Below are 13,671 nucleotides of genomic sequence, written 5' to 3'. Positions count from 1 at the left end.
ATGAACCGAACCGCACTGGGTCTCGCCGTAGGGGCGGGATACCTGCTAGGACGTACCAAGAAGCTCAAGATGGCCCTCGCGGTCGGCTCCCTGGTGGCGGGGAAGAAGCTGAACCTCAGCCCGCGCATGGTCGCGGACCTGGTCAACCAGCAGCTGAAGAACAATCCGCAGTTCAAGGAGATCGGCGATCAGCTGCGCCAAGACCTGCGAGGCGTCGGCAAGGCCGCTTCCGGCGCGGTCGCCGAACGGCAGATCAACGCGCTCGCCGACCGGCTGCACGGCCGCACGGCGCAGGTGCGCGACCAGCTGTCCGGCATCGTGCCGTCCGGGTCCGACGAGGAGCCGGACGAGGAGGACGGCGAGGAGGAGGGCTCCCAGGAGTCCTCCGGCGACCGCGACGAGGACCGCCGCGAGAAGAAGTCGCGGGACGACCGGTCGCGTGGCGAGGAGCCGGCCCGGAAGGCCCCGGCGAAGAAGACGGCGGCGAAGAAGGCCGCGGCCAAGAAGACGGCCCCCGCGAAGAAGACGGCGGCCAAGAAGACGAGCGCGGCCCGCAAGACGGCCGCGAAGAAGACGGCTTCGGCTGGGGACGCGGCCTCCGGCGCCGCCTCCCGGCAGTCGAAAGGCGGCGATGACCGATGACCGACACCCTCGGATCCGCCACCTCGGCGGCCGGCAAGGCTACGGGGGCCGCCACGGGCGGCCCGCTGAGCGGCCTCGCGCACAGTGATGCGGCCGACCGGCTGAAGGAAGAAGTACAGGAGTACCTGTCCGCGCAGGCCCAGCGCATGTTGGTGGGGCTCGGCCGCAAGCTCGGCGAGACCACCGTCAAGCTCAACGACATCGCCGAGGGCAACAGCCCGGGCTTCGCCAAGCTCGCGCTCGAAGGCGGGCGCAAGCTCGCCGAGGGCAAGGGCCCGGTGCGCTCGGCGGTGGAACTGGGCGCCTCCCGCGCCAAGGAGAACGTCATGGGCGCGCTGAAGAGCCTCGGGGGCGGCAAGGGCAAGAAGGGCGGCGCGGGCAAGAAGCCCACCGTCATCATGGAGTCCGTCGACGTGGGCGTACCGCTGCGCACCGCCTACGACCAGTGGACCCAGTACCAGTCCTTCTCCACCTTCGCCAAGGGCGTCAAGAGCGCGAGCCGGGACGACGACACCCACTCCGACTGGCAGGCGAAGATCTTCTGGTCCAGCCGGAGCTGGAAGGCCAAGACGACCGAGCAGATCCCCGACTACCGCATCCAGTGGACCTCGGAGGGCGCCAAGGGCACCACCAAGGGCGTGGTCTCCTTCCACCGGCTGGAGGAGAACCTCACCCGGGTGCTGCTGGTCATGGAGTACTACCCGACCGGCCTCTTCGAGAAAACCGGCAACATCTGGCGCGCCCAGGGCCGTCGGGCCAGGCTGGACCTGAAGAACTTCGCCCGCTTCATCACCCTCAAGGGTGAGGCGGAGGACGGCTGGCGCGGGGAGATACGCGACGGCGACGTGGTCCGCACCCACGAGGATGCCCTTGAGGCGGAGGAGGCCGAGAAGTCGGAGGACGAGGCCCCGCAGGGGCCGGAGGAAGAGGAAGAGGGCGAAGAGGAAGAGGGCGAAGAGGAAGAGGGCGAGGAGGAAGAGGAAGAGGCCGGGGAAGAGGAACCGGAGGCGGAGGACGAGGAGGAGCCCTACGAGGACGAGTACGACGAGGAGGACTCCTACGAGGACGAGGAAGACCAGCCGGCCGAGGAGGAGAACGGCGGGGAAGGCGAAGAGGGCGACGAGGACGAGTACGAGGAAGAGGAGCCCGAGTACGCCGAGCGCGGGAGTCGTCGATGACGAGCCGCTTCCCCGAAGCCGGCCGGTTCCCCGAGCCCTACGGCCAGAGCTCGGGGGCGAACCTCGCGGACATCCTGGAGCGCGTGCTCGACAAGGGTGTCGTCATCGCGGGTGACATCAGGATCAACCTCCTCGACATCGAACTGCTCACCATCAAGCTCCGGCTCATCGTCGCCTCCGTCGACAAGGCCAAGGAGATGGGGATCGACTGGTGGGAGACCGATCCCGCACTCTCCTCCCGGGCCCGCCGTGACGAGCTGGCCCGGGAGAACGCCGAGCTGCGTGAACGGCTCGCGCGACTGGAGGAGCTGGAGCCGGGCCGCGCCCCGAAGGAGGCACCATGACCGGACTGCGGTACGTGTACGCCGTCTGCCGCCCCTTCCGGACGCCGCTGCAGGCCCAGCTGACGGGCGTCGCGGGCGCCCCGCCGGCGCTGCTGCACCACCACGGGCTGGTCGCGGTGGTCAGTACGGTCCCGGAGGCCGACTTCTGCGAGGAGGCGCTGAAGGCCCACCTGGAGGACCTGGACTGGCTGGCCGCGACCGCCCGCGCCCACCAGGGGGTGGTCGACGCGCTCACCACGGTCACCACCCCGCTGCCGCTGCGGCTCGCGACCGTCTTCCGCGACGACAGCGCCCTCCGCAGCATGATCGAGGCCCGCGAGGACGACTTCCGGCGCCTGCTCGACCGGCTGGACGGCCGGGTGGAGTGGGGCGTGAAGGTGTATCTGGAGCCCGAGCCCGCCGAGGCCGAGCCGGCCGTCGCGGCGCGGCCCGCCAGCGGACGGGACTATCTGCGCAGCCGACGCCGGCGCACCCACGCCCAGGAGGAGAGGTGGCAGCGGGCCGAGCGGTTCGCCCGTTCGCTGCACGAACGCCTCGCCGAGCGGGCCGAGGATTTCCGGATGCACCGCCCGCAGAATTCCGCGCTCTCCGGTACGCCCGGACAGAATGTCCTCAACGCGGCCTATCTGGTGCCCCGGGCCCATTCCGAGGAATTCGTGGAACTCGTGGACCGGACGAAGGACGAGGCACCGGGAATCCGCGTGGAACTCACCGGCCCGTGGGCCGCATACTCGTTTTCCGGGGAGGAAACCGGAGTCGAATCCGGAAAGGAATCGGGGGAGGGCCGGTGACCGTAGTCGAACGCCGTGAGATCGCGCTGGTCGACCTTCTGGACCGACTGCTGGCCGGCGGAGTCGTCATCACCGGCGACATCACCCTGCGCATCGCGGACGTCGATCTCGTCCGCATCGACCTGAACGCGCTGATCAGTTCCGTGAACCAGCAGGTACCGTCACCCTTCGAGGAGCCCTAGGAGCCCCGCATGACCGCGCGCAGTCCGCGCCACCGCCTCGACCTGGAACCCGACACCGTCGAACGCGACCTGGTGAAGCTCGTGCTCACCGTGGTCGAGCTGCTGCGCCAGCTCATGGAGCGGCAGGCCGTGCGCCGCTTCGACACCGGCGACCTGACCGAGGAGCAGGAGGAGCGGATCGGGCTGACCCTGATGCTCCTGGAGGAGCGGATGGCCGAGCTGCGGGACCGGTACGGCCTGCGGCCCGAGGACCTCAATCTGGACCTCGGGCCGCTCGGACCGCTGCTTCCGCGCGATGGTGCCTAGCGCGGCGGACCGCTCACCACCTGTACCAGCGGCCCCTGCCGCCGCTCGCCGTCGTACCGCGGGCCAGGAATCCCAGCAGCCAGAGAACGAGCACTGCCAGGGCAATCCACCACAGGATCTTCAACGCGAATCCGGCGCCGAACAGAATCAGCACCAGAAGCAGGACCAGCAGGATGGGAACCATAATGTGAACCTCCTGCGAGCCGGGTTTCCCGAAATCCGCGGATCAGGCTTCTTTCCGGCACAGGATCTCTCCGTGCAGGACCGCGAACCAGCCGTCCTCCCGCCGGCCCCATTCCCGCCAGGCCTCCGCCACCGCCCGCAGCTGCTCCGCCGTCGCATGGCCCCCCTGCGTGGCCCGCTCGGCGTAGGCGGAGGCCACCGTGCGATCCGCCCACAGGCCGCTCCACCAGGCCCGCTCCTCCGGCGTGGCGAACGTCCAGGTGCTGGAGGTGGCGGTGACGTCCTTCAGCCCGGCCGCCCGCGCCCACGCCGTCAGCCGCCGCCCGGCGTCGGGCTCGCCGCCGTTGGCCCGGGCCACCCGCTCGTACAGGTCCAGCCAGTCGTCCAGGCCGGGCACCGACGGATACCAGGTCATCGCCGCGTAGTCCGCGTCCCGTACGGCGATGAACCCGCCCGGCTTCGTCACCCGGCGCATCTCGCGCAGGGCCCGCACGGGGTCGCCCACGTGCTGGAGCACCTGGTGGGCGTGGACCACGCAGAAGGTGTCGTCCGGGTAGTCCAGCGCGTGGACGTCGGCCACCGCGAAGTCCACGTTCGTCACACCACGGGCGGCCGCGGTGGCCCGCGCCTGCTCCAGGACGCCGGACGCCCGGTCGACGCCGGTGACCCGGCCGTCGGGGACCAGGGCCGCCAGGTCGGCGGTGATCGTGCCGGGTCCGCAGCCGATGTCCAGGATCCTCATGTGGGGCTTCAGTACGCCGAGCAGATAGGCCGCGGAGTTGGCGGCGGTCCGCCAGGTGTGCGAACGCAGCACCGACTCGTGGTGCCCGTGCGTGTAGACGGCGGTCTCCTGCGCTTTCGGCATGGCTGTACCCCTTCACCCTCGGAGGCGGACCGGTCGGACCCGTCCGCCGGTACGGGTGCAACGGTACGCGCGCATGCCGAATGATGAGATACGGGTATCGCCATATGGACTGACGGGGCGTCAGGGGTGATGACCGGAAGTTCAGAACGCCAGCGGGCGGTAGACCGTCAGCGCCTCCGGCAGCTTCTCCAGCAGCATGTCGCCCGACACCGCGGTGATCTCGCCGTCGTAGGCCAGCGGGGTGCCCGGGGTGATGCCGGTCAGCCGCAGCCGGTTCACCTGCACCGCCGCGTGCCCGGGGGAGCGGGTCAGCGGACCGGCGAGGGCCGCGGCGAGCAGCCGTAGCGCGGGTTTGCGGCTGCCGTGCACCACCCGCACGTCCAGCAGGCCGTCCGCCAGATCCGTACGGCGGCCCGGCGCGAGACCCATGCGGTGGTAGACGCCGTTGCCGACGAACAGCAGCCACAGGGGCCGCCGTTCACCCCCCGCCTCCACCTCCAGCGGATGCCGGTCGGCGCGCAGCACGCGCAGCGCGCCGAGCACCCCGGCCGGCCAGCCGCCGATCCGGGCGGACCAGCGCTCGCGCACCCGCACCAGCTCCGGGTACACGCCCAGGCTCAGCGTGTTGAGGAACAGGCGCCGGGTGTCCCGGGTGGTGAATCGGCCGGCGTCCACCCGGACCGCCTCGCCGTGCCGGATCGCCCGGGCCAGCTGGCGCTCGTCCTCCACGCCGAGGTCGTAGGCGAAGTGGTTGAGGGTGCCGCCCGGCAGCACCGCGAGCGGCAGGCCGTGCCGCACGGCGACCTCGGCCGCCGCGTTCACCGTGCCGTCGCCGCCGCACACCCCGAGCACCTGGGCGCGGGCCGCCGCCTTCGCCAGCTCGTCCCCGACCTCCTCCGGCGCGCACTCGACGACCTCCGCCTTCGGCAGTGCGTCGTGCAGCGCGCGCACCCGTTCCGCGGTCCCCGACGCCCGGTTGGCGACCATCACCAGGCCGTCGCCCTCGGGCAGCGCGGGGGCCTCGGCCCGGGGCCGGGCGGGCCGCCGGACCTGGGCGCGGGTCGGCACCAGTCGCCGTACCAGGAAGGCGGCGCCCGCGCCGAGCGCCGCCCCGGCCAGCACGTCGCTCGGGAAGTGCACGCCCGTGTACACCCGGGACATCGCCACCGAGAACGCGACCGGCGCCACCGCCGCGCCCCAGGCCGGCGACTCCAGCGCCACGCCGGTCGCGAAGGCCGCCGCGGACGCCGAGTGCCCCGACGGGAACGACGTGGTGATCGGCTGCCGCTTCAGCTGCCGCACCAGCGGCACCGGGTCCAGGACGGGCCGGGCGCGGCGCACCGAGCGCTTGCCGAGCGTGTTGATGGTCAGGGAGGCCAGGGCGAGCGAGGCCACCCCTCGCGCCGCCGCCCGGCGGGCCCTGGGCGTGCGGCTCGCGGCCATCGCGGCGGCCGTCGCGAACCACAGCACCCCGTGGTTCGCGCTGCGGCTCAGACGGGGCAGTACGCGCTCGGCGCCGGGCCAGTGCCAGGAAGCGGCGGCCTCGAACAGCCGGCCGTCGAGATCGAGCAGCGTGCGCAGCGGAGCGCGGGCGGCGGTCGCGGCCGGCGTCAGGTCCAGGTCTGGGCTCATGGGGTGCGGTTACCCTGAAGTGCCCGTTTCTTGTCCCGGTGCGCCGGCCCCGGCGCGAGAGGAGAACCCGGATGCGCCTGCTCCTCGTCCGCCACGGTCAGACCCCGTCCAACCTGGACCACCTGCTGGACACCGCCGTACCCGGCCCGGGGCTGACCCCGCTCGGCGAGGCACAGGCCGCCGCGCTGCCGGAGGCGCTCGCCGGCGAGGACATCGAGGCGCTCTACGCCTCCACGCTGATCCGCACCCAGCTGACGGCCGCCCCGCTGGCCGCCGCCCGCGGCCTGGACGTGACCGTGCGCGCCGGCATCCGCGAGCTGTCCGCCGGCGACCTGGAGATGCTGCCCGGGCACAGCCCGGAGGGCCGGCTGTACCTGCGTACGGTGTTCGCGTGGGCGGCCGGCGACACCGCGCTGCGCATGCCCGGCGGGGAGAGCGGCGAGGAGGCCCTCGCCCGGTACGACGCCGTGGTCGCCGAGGCCGCCGCGAGCGGTGCCCGGGCCGTCGCCATGATCAGCCACGGTGCCGCGATCCGCGTCTGGACCGCCGCCCGCGCCGACAACGTCGACGTCACCTTCGCCGCGGCCCGCCCCCTGGAGAACACCGGCGTGGTCATCCTCGAGGGCTCCCCGTCCGACGGCTGGAAGGCCCTCTCCTGGGAGGGCGCCACGGTGGAACCGGCGGGCGAGGGCGGCCCGGCGGGGGAGGCGCTGGGAGCGGCCGACCGGCCGGGCGCCGCCGGCGGCGTCGGATAAGGGTTTGCCCCGGGCGCGGGTCGGCTCGGAGAATGCCTGCCCATGGGACATCTGGAAGCCGCGCACCTGGAGTACTGCCTCCCCGACGGGAGGGCGCTGCTCGGCGATGTGTCCTTCCGGGTCGGTGAAGGCGCGTCCGTCGCGCTGGTCGGCCCGAACGGGGCCGGCAAGACCACTCTGCTGCGGCTGATCTCCGGCGAGCTGAAACCGCACGGAGGCACCGTCACCATGAGCGGCGGACTCGGTGTGATGCGCCAGTTCGTCGGCTCCGTACGGGACGAGACGACCGTGCGGGACCTGCTCGTCTCCGTCGCCCCGCCCCGCATCCGCCAGGCGGCGAAGGCCGTCGACGAGGCGGAGCACGCCCTCATGACCGTCGACGACGAGGCCGCCCAACTGCGGTACGCGCAGGCCCTCGCCGACTGGGCCGAGGTGCGCGGCTACGAGGCCGAGACGCTGTGGGACATGTGCACCACCGCCGCGCTCGGCGTGCCCTACGAGCGCGCCCAGTGGCGCCAGGTCCGCACCCTCTCCGGCGGCGAGCAGAAGCGGCTCGTGCTGGAGGCGCTGCTGCGCGGCACCGACGAGGTGCTGCTGCTGGACGAGCCGGACAACTACCTCGACGTGCCCGGCAAGCGGTGGCTGGAGGAGCAGCTCAGGGAGACCCGGAAGACGGTCCTGTTCGTCTCCCACGACCGGGAACTCCTCGCCCGCGTCGCCGAGAAGATCGTCTCGGTCGAACCGGGCCCGGCCGGCGCCGACGCCTGGGTGCACGGCGGCGGCTTCGCCACCTACCACGAGGCCCGCCGCGAACGCTTCGCCCGCTTCGAGGAGTTGCGCCGCCGCTGGGACGAGAAACACGCCCAGCTGAAGAAGCTGGTCCTGTCCCTCCGTCAGGCCGCCGCCGTCAGCCACGAGATGGCCTCCCGCTACCAGGCCGCCCAGACCCGCCTGCGCAAGTTCGAGGAGGCCGGCCCGCCGCCGGAGCCGCCCCGCGAGCAGGACATCACCATGCGGCTGAAGGGCGGCCGTACCGGCGTACGGGCCGTCACCTGCGAGGGACTGGAACTGACCGGCCTGATGAAACCGTTCGACCTGGAGGTCTTCTACGGCGAACGGGTCGCGGTCCTCGGCTCCAACGGCTCCGGCAAGTCCCACTTCCTGCGCCTGCTCGCCGGCGAGGACGTCGCGCACACCGGGAAGTGGAAGCTCGGCGCACGGGTCGTACCCGGCCACTTCGCGCAGACTCACGCCCACCCCGAACTCCAGGGCCGCACCCTCCTCGACATCCTCTGGAAGGAGCACGCCCAGGACCGGGGCGCCGCGATGTCCCGGCTGCGCCGCTACGAACTGACCCAGCAGGGGGAGCAGAGCTTCGACCGGCTCTCCGGCGGCCAGCAGGCCCGCTTCCAGATCCTGCTGCTGGAGCTGCGGGGCGCCACCGCACTGCTCCTGGACGAGCCCACCGACAACCTCGACCTGGAGTCCGCCGAGGCCCTCCAGGAGGGACTGGAGGCCTTCGAGGGCACGGTCCTCGCCGTCACCCACGACCGCTGGTTCGCCCGCTCCTTCGACCGCTTCCTGGTCTTCGGCACGGACGGCCGGGTCCGCGAGACCCCGGAACCGGTCTGGGACGAACGACGGGTGGAGCGGGCCCGGTAGCCCGGACCCGCCCCGTTCGACGACCGCTACCTCCAGCGCAGCAGCGCCCCCATGCCGCCCGCCGGGACGTCCTCGCCGGTGGCCTCCAGCACCGGGGTCAGCGACAGGACCGGCGCGTCCGTGACCACGGCCGCCCGGACCAGCGCGTCGTCGGCGCGGGCCGGCCAGGCGTGCTCCTCGCCCAGGTTCCTCAGCTCCGTACGGCGGGCCGCCAGCTGGTCGGGGTCCTCGCCGATCCACACCTCGCGGTGCGTGTCCGGCCCGTCCGGGAGGATCAGCAGCTCGGCCAGCCGGTGCTCGCGGGCCGCCTCGATCAGCTGCGGCACACCCTCGACGGCCGCCGTCCGCCGCTCCTCGTCCGGCGTCCGGGCGGCCCGGTACCGGTCCACCTCGGCGAGGATCCGCTCCCGGACGTGCCGGGCACGGATGTCCTCCACCTCGCGCGGCAGCAGCCTGCTGCCGATGCCGTGCGAAGTCTCCACCGCACGGTCGTGCAGATGCCTGGGCAGCTGCTCGTGCACCGACCGGCACTCCCGTTCCTCCCCGCACAGGATCAGCAGGTCGGCACCGGTCTCGGCCTGGCAGGCCGCGAGCGCCTCGGCGATCTCCCGGGCGTTCTGCTCCCAGGTGTTCTCCACCTTCAGCTGGAAGTGCCGCTCGGACCAGTCGGAGGCCTTCGCCCGGTGCATCGGCCACTGCCGGCTGCCCGTGACATGCCCGGCCTCCTCCTGGAGCACCGCGCTGCGCAGCTCGAAGTCGGCACCGGTGCGGTCGATGTACGCCACCAGCGACACCGGGTCCTCACCGGCCAGGTCCAGCAGCGGAGTGACATGTGGCAGCGGGCCCCAGTGCACCAGACCGTGGGGCGGCGGCTGGGTCAGCGGGACCTGCAGCGCCACCTCGCCGTCCCGGGCGAACACGGCCCTGCCGTACGGCTCGCTGCTGCGCACCAGTGCCTCCACGGCGTCGCGCACCGCCCGGCAGGTGGCCTCGTCCGCGCCCTGCTCCCGCAGCTGCCGGGCCACCGCCTCCGCCGTCAGATGACGCTGGTGGTGCATGTCCGCGTCGTGCCGGGACAGGTCGACGTATGCGGAGGCCCACGACCCCGGATGTTCGTACAGTGGACTCAGGAACGCGAGCTCCATGGATTCCTCCCGGAAATCACTCGGGGGCAGTGCTTGCCGGGCGGGTACCCGAAGCCCATGAACGAACACGACGAGCGGGGCACCACCATGACCGGAGTCGACCCCAGCCGGCTGGACGACCAGCAGCTCATGAAGGAGCTGGAGACGATCCACCGCACGCGCCACGACACACTCCTGTACGGCTCGAACGACGCGCTGCGGGCCCACAACGAGCGCATGGCACAGCTGGAGGGCGAGTATCTGCGCCGCAACCCCCGCCGCCTGGTGAGCGCGGGCCGCACCCGCGAGGGCGCCCGCGAACGCGGCTGCGGCGAGGCGGCCGCTCCGGGCACCCCCGCCACCTGACCCCACCGCACACCGTAAGGGCGCACACCGAAAGGGCCGGCCCCGGCGGGCCGGCCCTCGACACGCTCCGGGTGCGGTCAGCCGGGCTCGCCGGCGAACACGTGCAGGAACGCGTCGCAGAACGCCTTCAGATCGTCCGGCTTGCGGCTGGTCACCAGCTGGTTGGAGCCGTGGTCGCAGATTTTCACCTGCTCGTCCACCCAGGTGCCGCCGGCGTTGCGGATGTCCGTCCGAAGGCTCGGCCAGGACGTCAGCACCCGGCCGCGTACGACGTCCGCCTCCACCAGCGTCCACGGCGCATGGCAGATCGCGGCCACCGGACGGCCCTGCTCGAAGAAATCCTTCACGAACGCGACGGCCTTCTCGTCCATCCGCAGGAAGTCCGGGTTCGCGACCCCGCCCGGCAGCACCAGACCGCCGAACGACCCGGCCGACGTGTCACCCACGACCTCGTCCACGGGAAAGGTGTCCGCCTTGTCCAGATGGTTGAACGCCTGGATCTTCCCGGACTCGGTCGACACCAGCACCGGCTCGTGCCCGGCGTCCGAGGCCGCCTTCCACGGCTCGGTCAGCTCGACCTGCTCGACGCCCTCCGGTGCCACCAGAAACGCGATACGCATGATCCTCAGTTTCCTTTCACTTTCCGCAGCACCGCCCGGTGGACACGGGCGCGCCGCTTCCTCGCCCGGGCCGCCCGCCGGCAGCGCACCAGCTCCTCGCCGTACGGCAGCAGCACGCACACGCCGATCGCGAGACCGATGCCCGCCAGGTAGCCGGGCGACGGCGGGCGCCGGCGCGGCACCAGACGCCAGGCGTCCGGATCCCCGCGCCCGCCGCGGAGCAGCGACCGCACCTGGTCGGCGTGCAGGCACATCAGCGAGGTCAGCCCGCCGAACGGCAACGACTCCAGAAAGCTGTGGATGTGCTGTTCGACCGGCTTGACCTCACGCTCGCTGTGGACGGCCGTCCGGACGTCCCACAGCGCCGTCGCCTCGTGCACGGCCGCCGCGCCCAGCTGCACCGACAACAGCAGCGGGTTGACCTCGTAGCGCAGGGTGAGCGCGATGGGCAGGCCCACCTCGGCCATCATCAGCGAGTGGATCAGGGACTCCTTCGTCCCCGCCGTGTCCTCGATCCGGGTGCGCCGGTGCATCACCCAGTCCGCGAGCCCCGGCAGGAACCAGCCGGGCAGCAGCCCGTACAGCAGAAACCGCGTGGTGACGTCGCCCACGTCGACCGTGGTGCCCCGCGCGATCTCCGCCGCCTGATCCCGGCTCATGCGCCGCCCACCAGCGCCTCGGCCAACTGCTGCACGTTCTCGTACCGGTGCCCGTGCCGCAGCCCGGCCACCGCGTCGACCAGCGCGCCCGGCGCGTTGCCGCGGCGCAGCGCCCGGGCCAGCTCGCCCGGCTTCGCGGGGAAGGCGTGCCGGCTCAGGTGCCGGGCCAGCTCCAGCCGGGTCCGCTCCAGCGACGCCGGAGAACCCAGGCCGCCCACCGGGCCGCTCCAGACCTCCGGGTCGTCGTCCGCGGCCGGCTCCGGGTCGTGCCACTCCTCGACGCGCGTGGGATGGCCGGACCGGAGCAGACCCTTCAGTTCGTGCTTCATCTCGTCGTCCCGATGGACGCTCAGCCGGTCACTGCCTCGCTGCATGTCTCCCTCCAGAGGGTCGAAGGTCCGCACCGCGTACCCGGTGCCGCGCGTCCGACACGGAATCCGGGCCGCACGGCTGCGGCTTTGTCCGGCTACGGCTTCGTCGGCTACTGCTTCGTCCGGCCGGGCAGGAACTCCTGCATCTTCGCCTTCAGCCCGTGCTTGATCATCGAGCCCCGGTCGGCGTCCCCCTTCAGGATCGACGCGGCCGTCGCCTCCATCTGCTCCCAGGTGGCGTGCGGCGGGATCGGCGGTACGGCGGGGTCGGTGAGGAACTCGATCACCACCGGGCCGTCCGCCTCCAGCGCGGCCCGCCAGCCCGACTCCACGTCCTCCGGCTTCTCCACCCGGATGCCGGTCAGCCCCAGCGAACGGGCGAACGCCGCGTACTGCACGTCCGGGATCGACTGCGACGGCAGGAACGACGGCGCGCCCTCCATCGCCCGCATCTCCCACGTCACCTGGTTCAGGTCCTGGTTGTTCCACACGGCCACCACGAGCCGCGGATCCGACCAGCGGTCCCGGTACTTCGCGGCCGTGATCATCTCCGCCAGGCCGTTCATCTGCATCGCCCCGTCCCCGACCAGCGCGAACACCGGCCGGTCCGGGTGGGCGAACTTCGCCCCGATCGCGTACGGCACACCCGGGCCCATCGTCGCCAGCGTCCCCGACAGCGAGCCGCGCATGCCCGGCCGCATCGTGATGTGCCGCGCGTACCAGTTCGCGACCGAACCGGAGTCCGAGGTGAGGATCGCGTTGTCCGGCAGCAACGGGTCCAGCGCCCGGGCCACGTACTCCGGGTTGATCGGATCGGCCGCCAGCCCGGCCCGCCGCTCCATCGTCTCGTGCCAGCGCTTCACGTTCGCGCAGATCGTGTCGTACCACTCGCGTCCGCCGCGGTCCGTCTCCAGCAGCGGGATCAGCCGCCGCAGCGTCGCCTGGGCGTCACCGACCAGGTTCACCTCGTACGGGTAGCGCATGCCGATCATGTGCGGATCGATGTCGATCTGCACGCCGCGCGCCTTGCCGAAGTCCGGCATGAACTGCGTGTACGGGAACGACGAACCGATCGTCAGCAGCGTGTCGCAGTCCCGCATCATCTCGTACGACGGCCGGCTCCCCAGCAGCCCGATCGGCCCCGTCACATACGGCAGCTCGTCACTGAGCACGTCCTTGCCGAGCAGCGCCTTGGCCACCCCGGCACCGAGCAGCTCGGCGATCTCCCGCACCTCCGCGACCGCACCGGCGGCGCCCTGGCCGACCAGGACGGCCACCTTGTCGCCCGCGTTCAGCACGTCCGCCGCCCGGCGCAGCGCCTCGTCCGTCGGGGTCATGGTGTATTCGCTCATGCCCAAGCTGGACGGCACCATCTTGAACTCGTGCGTCGGCGGCGCGTAGTCGAGTTCCTGCACGTCACCGGGGATGATCAGGGCGGTCGGGCAGCGCCTGGCGTACGCCGTGCGGATCGCCCGGTCCAGCACGTTCGGCAGCTGCTCGGGCACCGTCACCGTCTCCACGAAGTCCGAGGCGACGTCCTTGTACAGCGTGTGCAGGTCGACCTCCTGCTGGTAGGAGCCGCCCATCGCGGTCCTGTTGGTCTGGCCCACGATCGCCAGCACCGGCACATGGTCCAGCTTCGCGTCGTACAGACCGTTGAGCAGATGGATGGCGCCGGGTCCCGAGGTCGCCGCGCACACGCCGATACGGCCGCTGAACTTCGCGTACCCGACCGCCTGGAAGGCGGACATCTCCTCGTGCCGGGACTGGATGAACCTCGGCTGGTCCTCGGCGCGGCCCCAGGCGGCGAGCAGCCCGTTGATGCCGTCGCCCGGATAACCGAAGACCTGTTCCACGCCCCAGGCGCGCAGGCGCTCCAGGATGTGGTCGGAGACCTTGGTGCCCATGAAGAGACCTCCCCGGTGCAGTACGAAGCGGACGATCCGGTCGCGGCTACCGAGTCACCTGCGAGGGGGACGGAAAACCTCCGG

The 13,671-nt window shown here is 72.0% G+C and carries 17 protein-coding genes; 9 read left to right on the top strand and 8 right to left on the bottom strand.

All coding sequences use genetic code 11. The annotated features are described in order from the left end of the window. The 6 genes from ACZ4U1_RS24590 to ACZ4U1_RS24565 are packed head-to-tail and all read left to right on the top strand — an operon-like array spanning position 1 to position 3,443. Entirely contained in the window at positions 1-642 is a 642-nt protein-coding gene (locus tag ACZ4U1_RS24590) for a DNA primase (protein WP_467905976.1), read from the top strand. Next, entirely contained in the window at positions 639-1,820 is a 1,182-nt protein-coding gene (locus ACZ4U1_RS24585) for an SRPBCC family protein (protein WP_467905975.1), read from the top strand. Before ACZ4U1_RS24590 ends, ACZ4U1_RS24585 begins: the two co-directional genes overlap by 4 nt. Next, on the top strand, positions 1,817-2,164 hold the full coding sequence (locus ACZ4U1_RS24580; protein ID WP_467905974.1) for a gas vesicle protein: 348 nt from the start codon (positions 1,817-1,819) through the stop codon (positions 2,162-2,164). The genes ACZ4U1_RS24585 and ACZ4U1_RS24580 overlap by 4 nt, the downstream gene beginning before the upstream one ends. Then, positions 2,161-2,955, top strand: coding sequence for a GvpL/GvpF family gas vesicle protein (locus tag ACZ4U1_RS24575; protein WP_467905972.1), 795 nt, complete (start codon positions 2,161-2,163; stop codon positions 2,953-2,955). The genes ACZ4U1_RS24580 and ACZ4U1_RS24575 overlap by 4 nt, the downstream gene beginning before the upstream one ends. Beyond that, positions 2,952-3,137 carry a gas vesicle protein gene (locus ACZ4U1_RS24570; protein ID WP_467905970.1) on the top strand — a complete coding sequence of 62 codons (186 nt, stop codon included), beginning with the start codon at positions 2,952-2,954 and terminating at the stop codon, positions 3,135-3,137. Before ACZ4U1_RS24575 ends, ACZ4U1_RS24570 begins: the two co-directional genes overlap by 4 nt. Before the next feature lie 9 nt (positions 3,138-3,146). Next, entirely contained in the window at positions 3,147-3,443 is a 297-nt protein-coding gene (locus ACZ4U1_RS24565; RefSeq protein ID WP_467905968.1) for a gas vesicle protein K, read from the top strand. A 13-nt stretch (positions 3,444-3,456) separates the two neighbouring features. Here ACZ4U1_RS24565 and ACZ4U1_RS24560 read toward each other — a convergent pair whose 3' ends face one another. From ACZ4U1_RS24560 to ACZ4U1_RS24550, 3 genes are all read right to left on the bottom strand, one after another. Then, entirely contained in the window at positions 3,457-3,627 is a 171-nt protein-coding gene (locus ACZ4U1_RS24560; RefSeq protein ID WP_467905966.1) for a hydrophobic protein, read from the bottom strand. A gap of 42 nt (positions 3,628-3,669) precedes the next feature. Continuing rightward, positions 3,670-4,491, bottom strand: a complete 822-nt coding sequence (locus ACZ4U1_RS24555) for a class I SAM-dependent methyltransferase (RefSeq protein WP_467905965.1) — start codon at positions 4,489-4,491, stop codon at positions 3,670-3,672. Positions 4,492-4,632: 141 nt separating this feature from the next. Beyond that, entirely contained in the window at positions 4,633-6,123 is a 1,491-nt protein-coding gene (locus ACZ4U1_RS24550) for a phosphatase PAP2 family protein (protein WP_467905963.1), read from the bottom strand. Positions 6,124-6,194: 71 nt separating this feature from the next. On the opposite strand from ACZ4U1_RS24550, the gene ACZ4U1_RS24545 reads away from it, so the two are divergent. Beyond that, complete coding sequence (locus tag ACZ4U1_RS24545) at positions 6,195-6,878, top strand: histidine phosphatase family protein (protein WP_467905961.1); 684 nt, start codon at positions 6,195-6,197, stop codon at positions 6,876-6,878. A gap of 42 nt (positions 6,879-6,920) precedes the next feature. Beyond that, a complete protein-coding gene (locus ACZ4U1_RS24540; RefSeq protein ID WP_467905960.1) occupies positions 6,921-8,540 on the top strand; it encodes an ABC-F family ATP-binding cassette domain-containing protein in 1,620 nt (539 codons plus the stop codon). Positions 8,541-8,566: 26 nt separating this feature from the next. On the opposite strand, the gene ACZ4U1_RS24535 is transcribed toward ACZ4U1_RS24540, so the two are convergent. Then, entirely contained in the window at positions 8,567-9,685 is a 1,119-nt protein-coding gene (locus tag ACZ4U1_RS24535) for a baeRF2 domain-containing protein (RefSeq protein WP_467905959.1), read from the bottom strand. A 57-nt stretch (positions 9,686-9,742) separates the two neighbouring features. On the opposite strand from ACZ4U1_RS24535, the gene ACZ4U1_RS24530 reads away from it, so the two are divergent. Beyond that, on the top strand, positions 9,743-10,030 hold the full coding sequence (locus ACZ4U1_RS24530; protein ID WP_467905957.1) for a DUF6158 family protein: 288 nt from the start codon (positions 9,743-9,745) through the stop codon (positions 10,028-10,030). A 77-nt stretch (positions 10,031-10,107) separates the two neighbouring features. Here ACZ4U1_RS24530 and ACZ4U1_RS24525 read toward each other — a convergent pair whose 3' ends face one another. The 4 genes from ACZ4U1_RS24525 to ACZ4U1_RS24510 form a co-directional block, all read right to left on the bottom strand. Continuing rightward, on the bottom strand, positions 10,108-10,650 hold the full coding sequence (locus ACZ4U1_RS24525; protein ID WP_467905956.1) for a type 1 glutamine amidotransferase domain-containing protein: 543 nt from the start codon (positions 10,648-10,650) through the stop codon (positions 10,108-10,110). 5 nt (positions 10,651-10,655) lie between these two features. Further along, positions 10,656-11,309: a diguanylate cyclase gene (locus ACZ4U1_RS24520; RefSeq protein ID WP_467905955.1), complete on the bottom strand. Its 654-nt coding sequence runs from the start codon at positions 11,307-11,309 to the stop codon at positions 10,656-10,658. Beyond that, positions 11,306-11,683 carry a DUF2795 domain-containing protein gene (locus ACZ4U1_RS24515; RefSeq protein WP_467905954.1) on the bottom strand — a complete coding sequence of 126 codons (378 nt, stop codon included), beginning with the start codon at positions 11,681-11,683 and terminating at the stop codon, positions 11,306-11,308. The genes ACZ4U1_RS24520 and ACZ4U1_RS24515 overlap by 4 nt, the downstream gene beginning before the upstream one ends. 107 nt (positions 11,684-11,790) lie before the next feature. Then, a complete protein-coding gene (locus tag ACZ4U1_RS24510) occupies positions 11,791-13,587 on the bottom strand; it encodes a thiamine pyrophosphate-requiring protein (protein WP_467905952.1) in 1,797 nt (598 codons plus the stop codon). Between the last annotated feature and the right edge of the window lie 84 nt (positions 13,588-13,671).

This window comes from Streptomyces sp. NPDC028928 (assembly GCF_055564915.1).
This window is presented reverse-complemented; position numbering and strand designations above follow the sequence as displayed.

Excerpts from the sequence above, each read along its gene's own strand:
- ACZ4U1_RS24590 (WP_467905976.1), top strand. The coding sequence starts at position 1 with ATGAACCGAACCGCACTGGGTCTCGCCGTAGGGGCGGGATACCTGCTA.
- ACZ4U1_RS24585 (WP_467905975.1), top strand. The coding sequence starts at position 639 with ATGACCGACACCCTCGGATCCGCCACCTCGGCGGCCGGCAAGGCTACG.
- ACZ4U1_RS24580 (WP_467905974.1), top strand. The coding sequence starts at position 1,817 with ATGACGAGCCGCTTCCCCGAAGCCGGCCGGTTCCCCGAGCCCTACGGC.
- ACZ4U1_RS24575 (WP_467905972.1), top strand. The coding sequence starts at position 2,161 with ATGACCGGACTGCGGTACGTGTACGCCGTCTGCCGCCCCTTCCGGACG.
- ACZ4U1_RS24565 (WP_467905968.1), top strand. The coding sequence starts at position 3,147 with ATGACCGCGCGCAGTCCGCGCCACCGCCTCGACCTGGAACCCGACACC.
- ACZ4U1_RS24560 (WP_467905966.1), bottom strand. The coding sequence starts at position 3,627 with ATGGTTCCCATCCTGCTGGTCCTGCTTCTGGTGCTGATTCTGTTCGGC.
- ACZ4U1_RS24555 (WP_467905965.1), bottom strand. The coding sequence starts at position 4,491 with ATGCCGAAAGCGCAGGAGACCGCCGTCTACACGCACGGGCACCACGAG.
- ACZ4U1_RS24550 (WP_467905963.1), bottom strand. The coding sequence starts at position 6,123 with ATGAGCCCAGACCTGGACCTGACGCCGGCCGCGACCGCCGCCCGCGCT.
- ACZ4U1_RS24545 (WP_467905961.1), top strand. The coding sequence starts at position 6,195 with ATGCGCCTGCTCCTCGTCCGCCACGGTCAGACCCCGTCCAACCTGGAC.
- ACZ4U1_RS24540 (WP_467905960.1), top strand. The coding sequence starts at position 6,921 with ATGGGACATCTGGAAGCCGCGCACCTGGAGTACTGCCTCCCCGACGGG.
- ACZ4U1_RS24535 (WP_467905959.1), bottom strand. The coding sequence starts at position 9,685 with ATGGAGCTCGCGTTCCTGAGTCCACTGTACGAACATCCGGGGTCGTGG.
- ACZ4U1_RS24530 (WP_467905957.1), top strand. The coding sequence starts at position 9,743 with ATGAACGAACACGACGAGCGGGGCACCACCATGACCGGAGTCGACCCC.
- ACZ4U1_RS24525 (WP_467905956.1), bottom strand. The coding sequence starts at position 10,650 with ATGCGTATCGCGTTTCTGGTGGCACCGGAGGGCGTCGAGCAGGTCGAG.
- ACZ4U1_RS24520 (WP_467905955.1), bottom strand. The coding sequence starts at position 11,309 with ATGAGCCGGGATCAGGCGGCGGAGATCGCGCGGGGCACCACGGTCGAC.
- ACZ4U1_RS24515 (WP_467905954.1), bottom strand. The coding sequence starts at position 11,683 with ATGCAGCGAGGCAGTGACCGGCTGAGCGTCCATCGGGACGACGAGATG.
- ACZ4U1_RS24510 (WP_467905952.1), bottom strand. The coding sequence starts at position 13,587 with ATGGGCACCAAGGTCTCCGACCACATCCTGGAGCGCCTGCGCGCCTGG.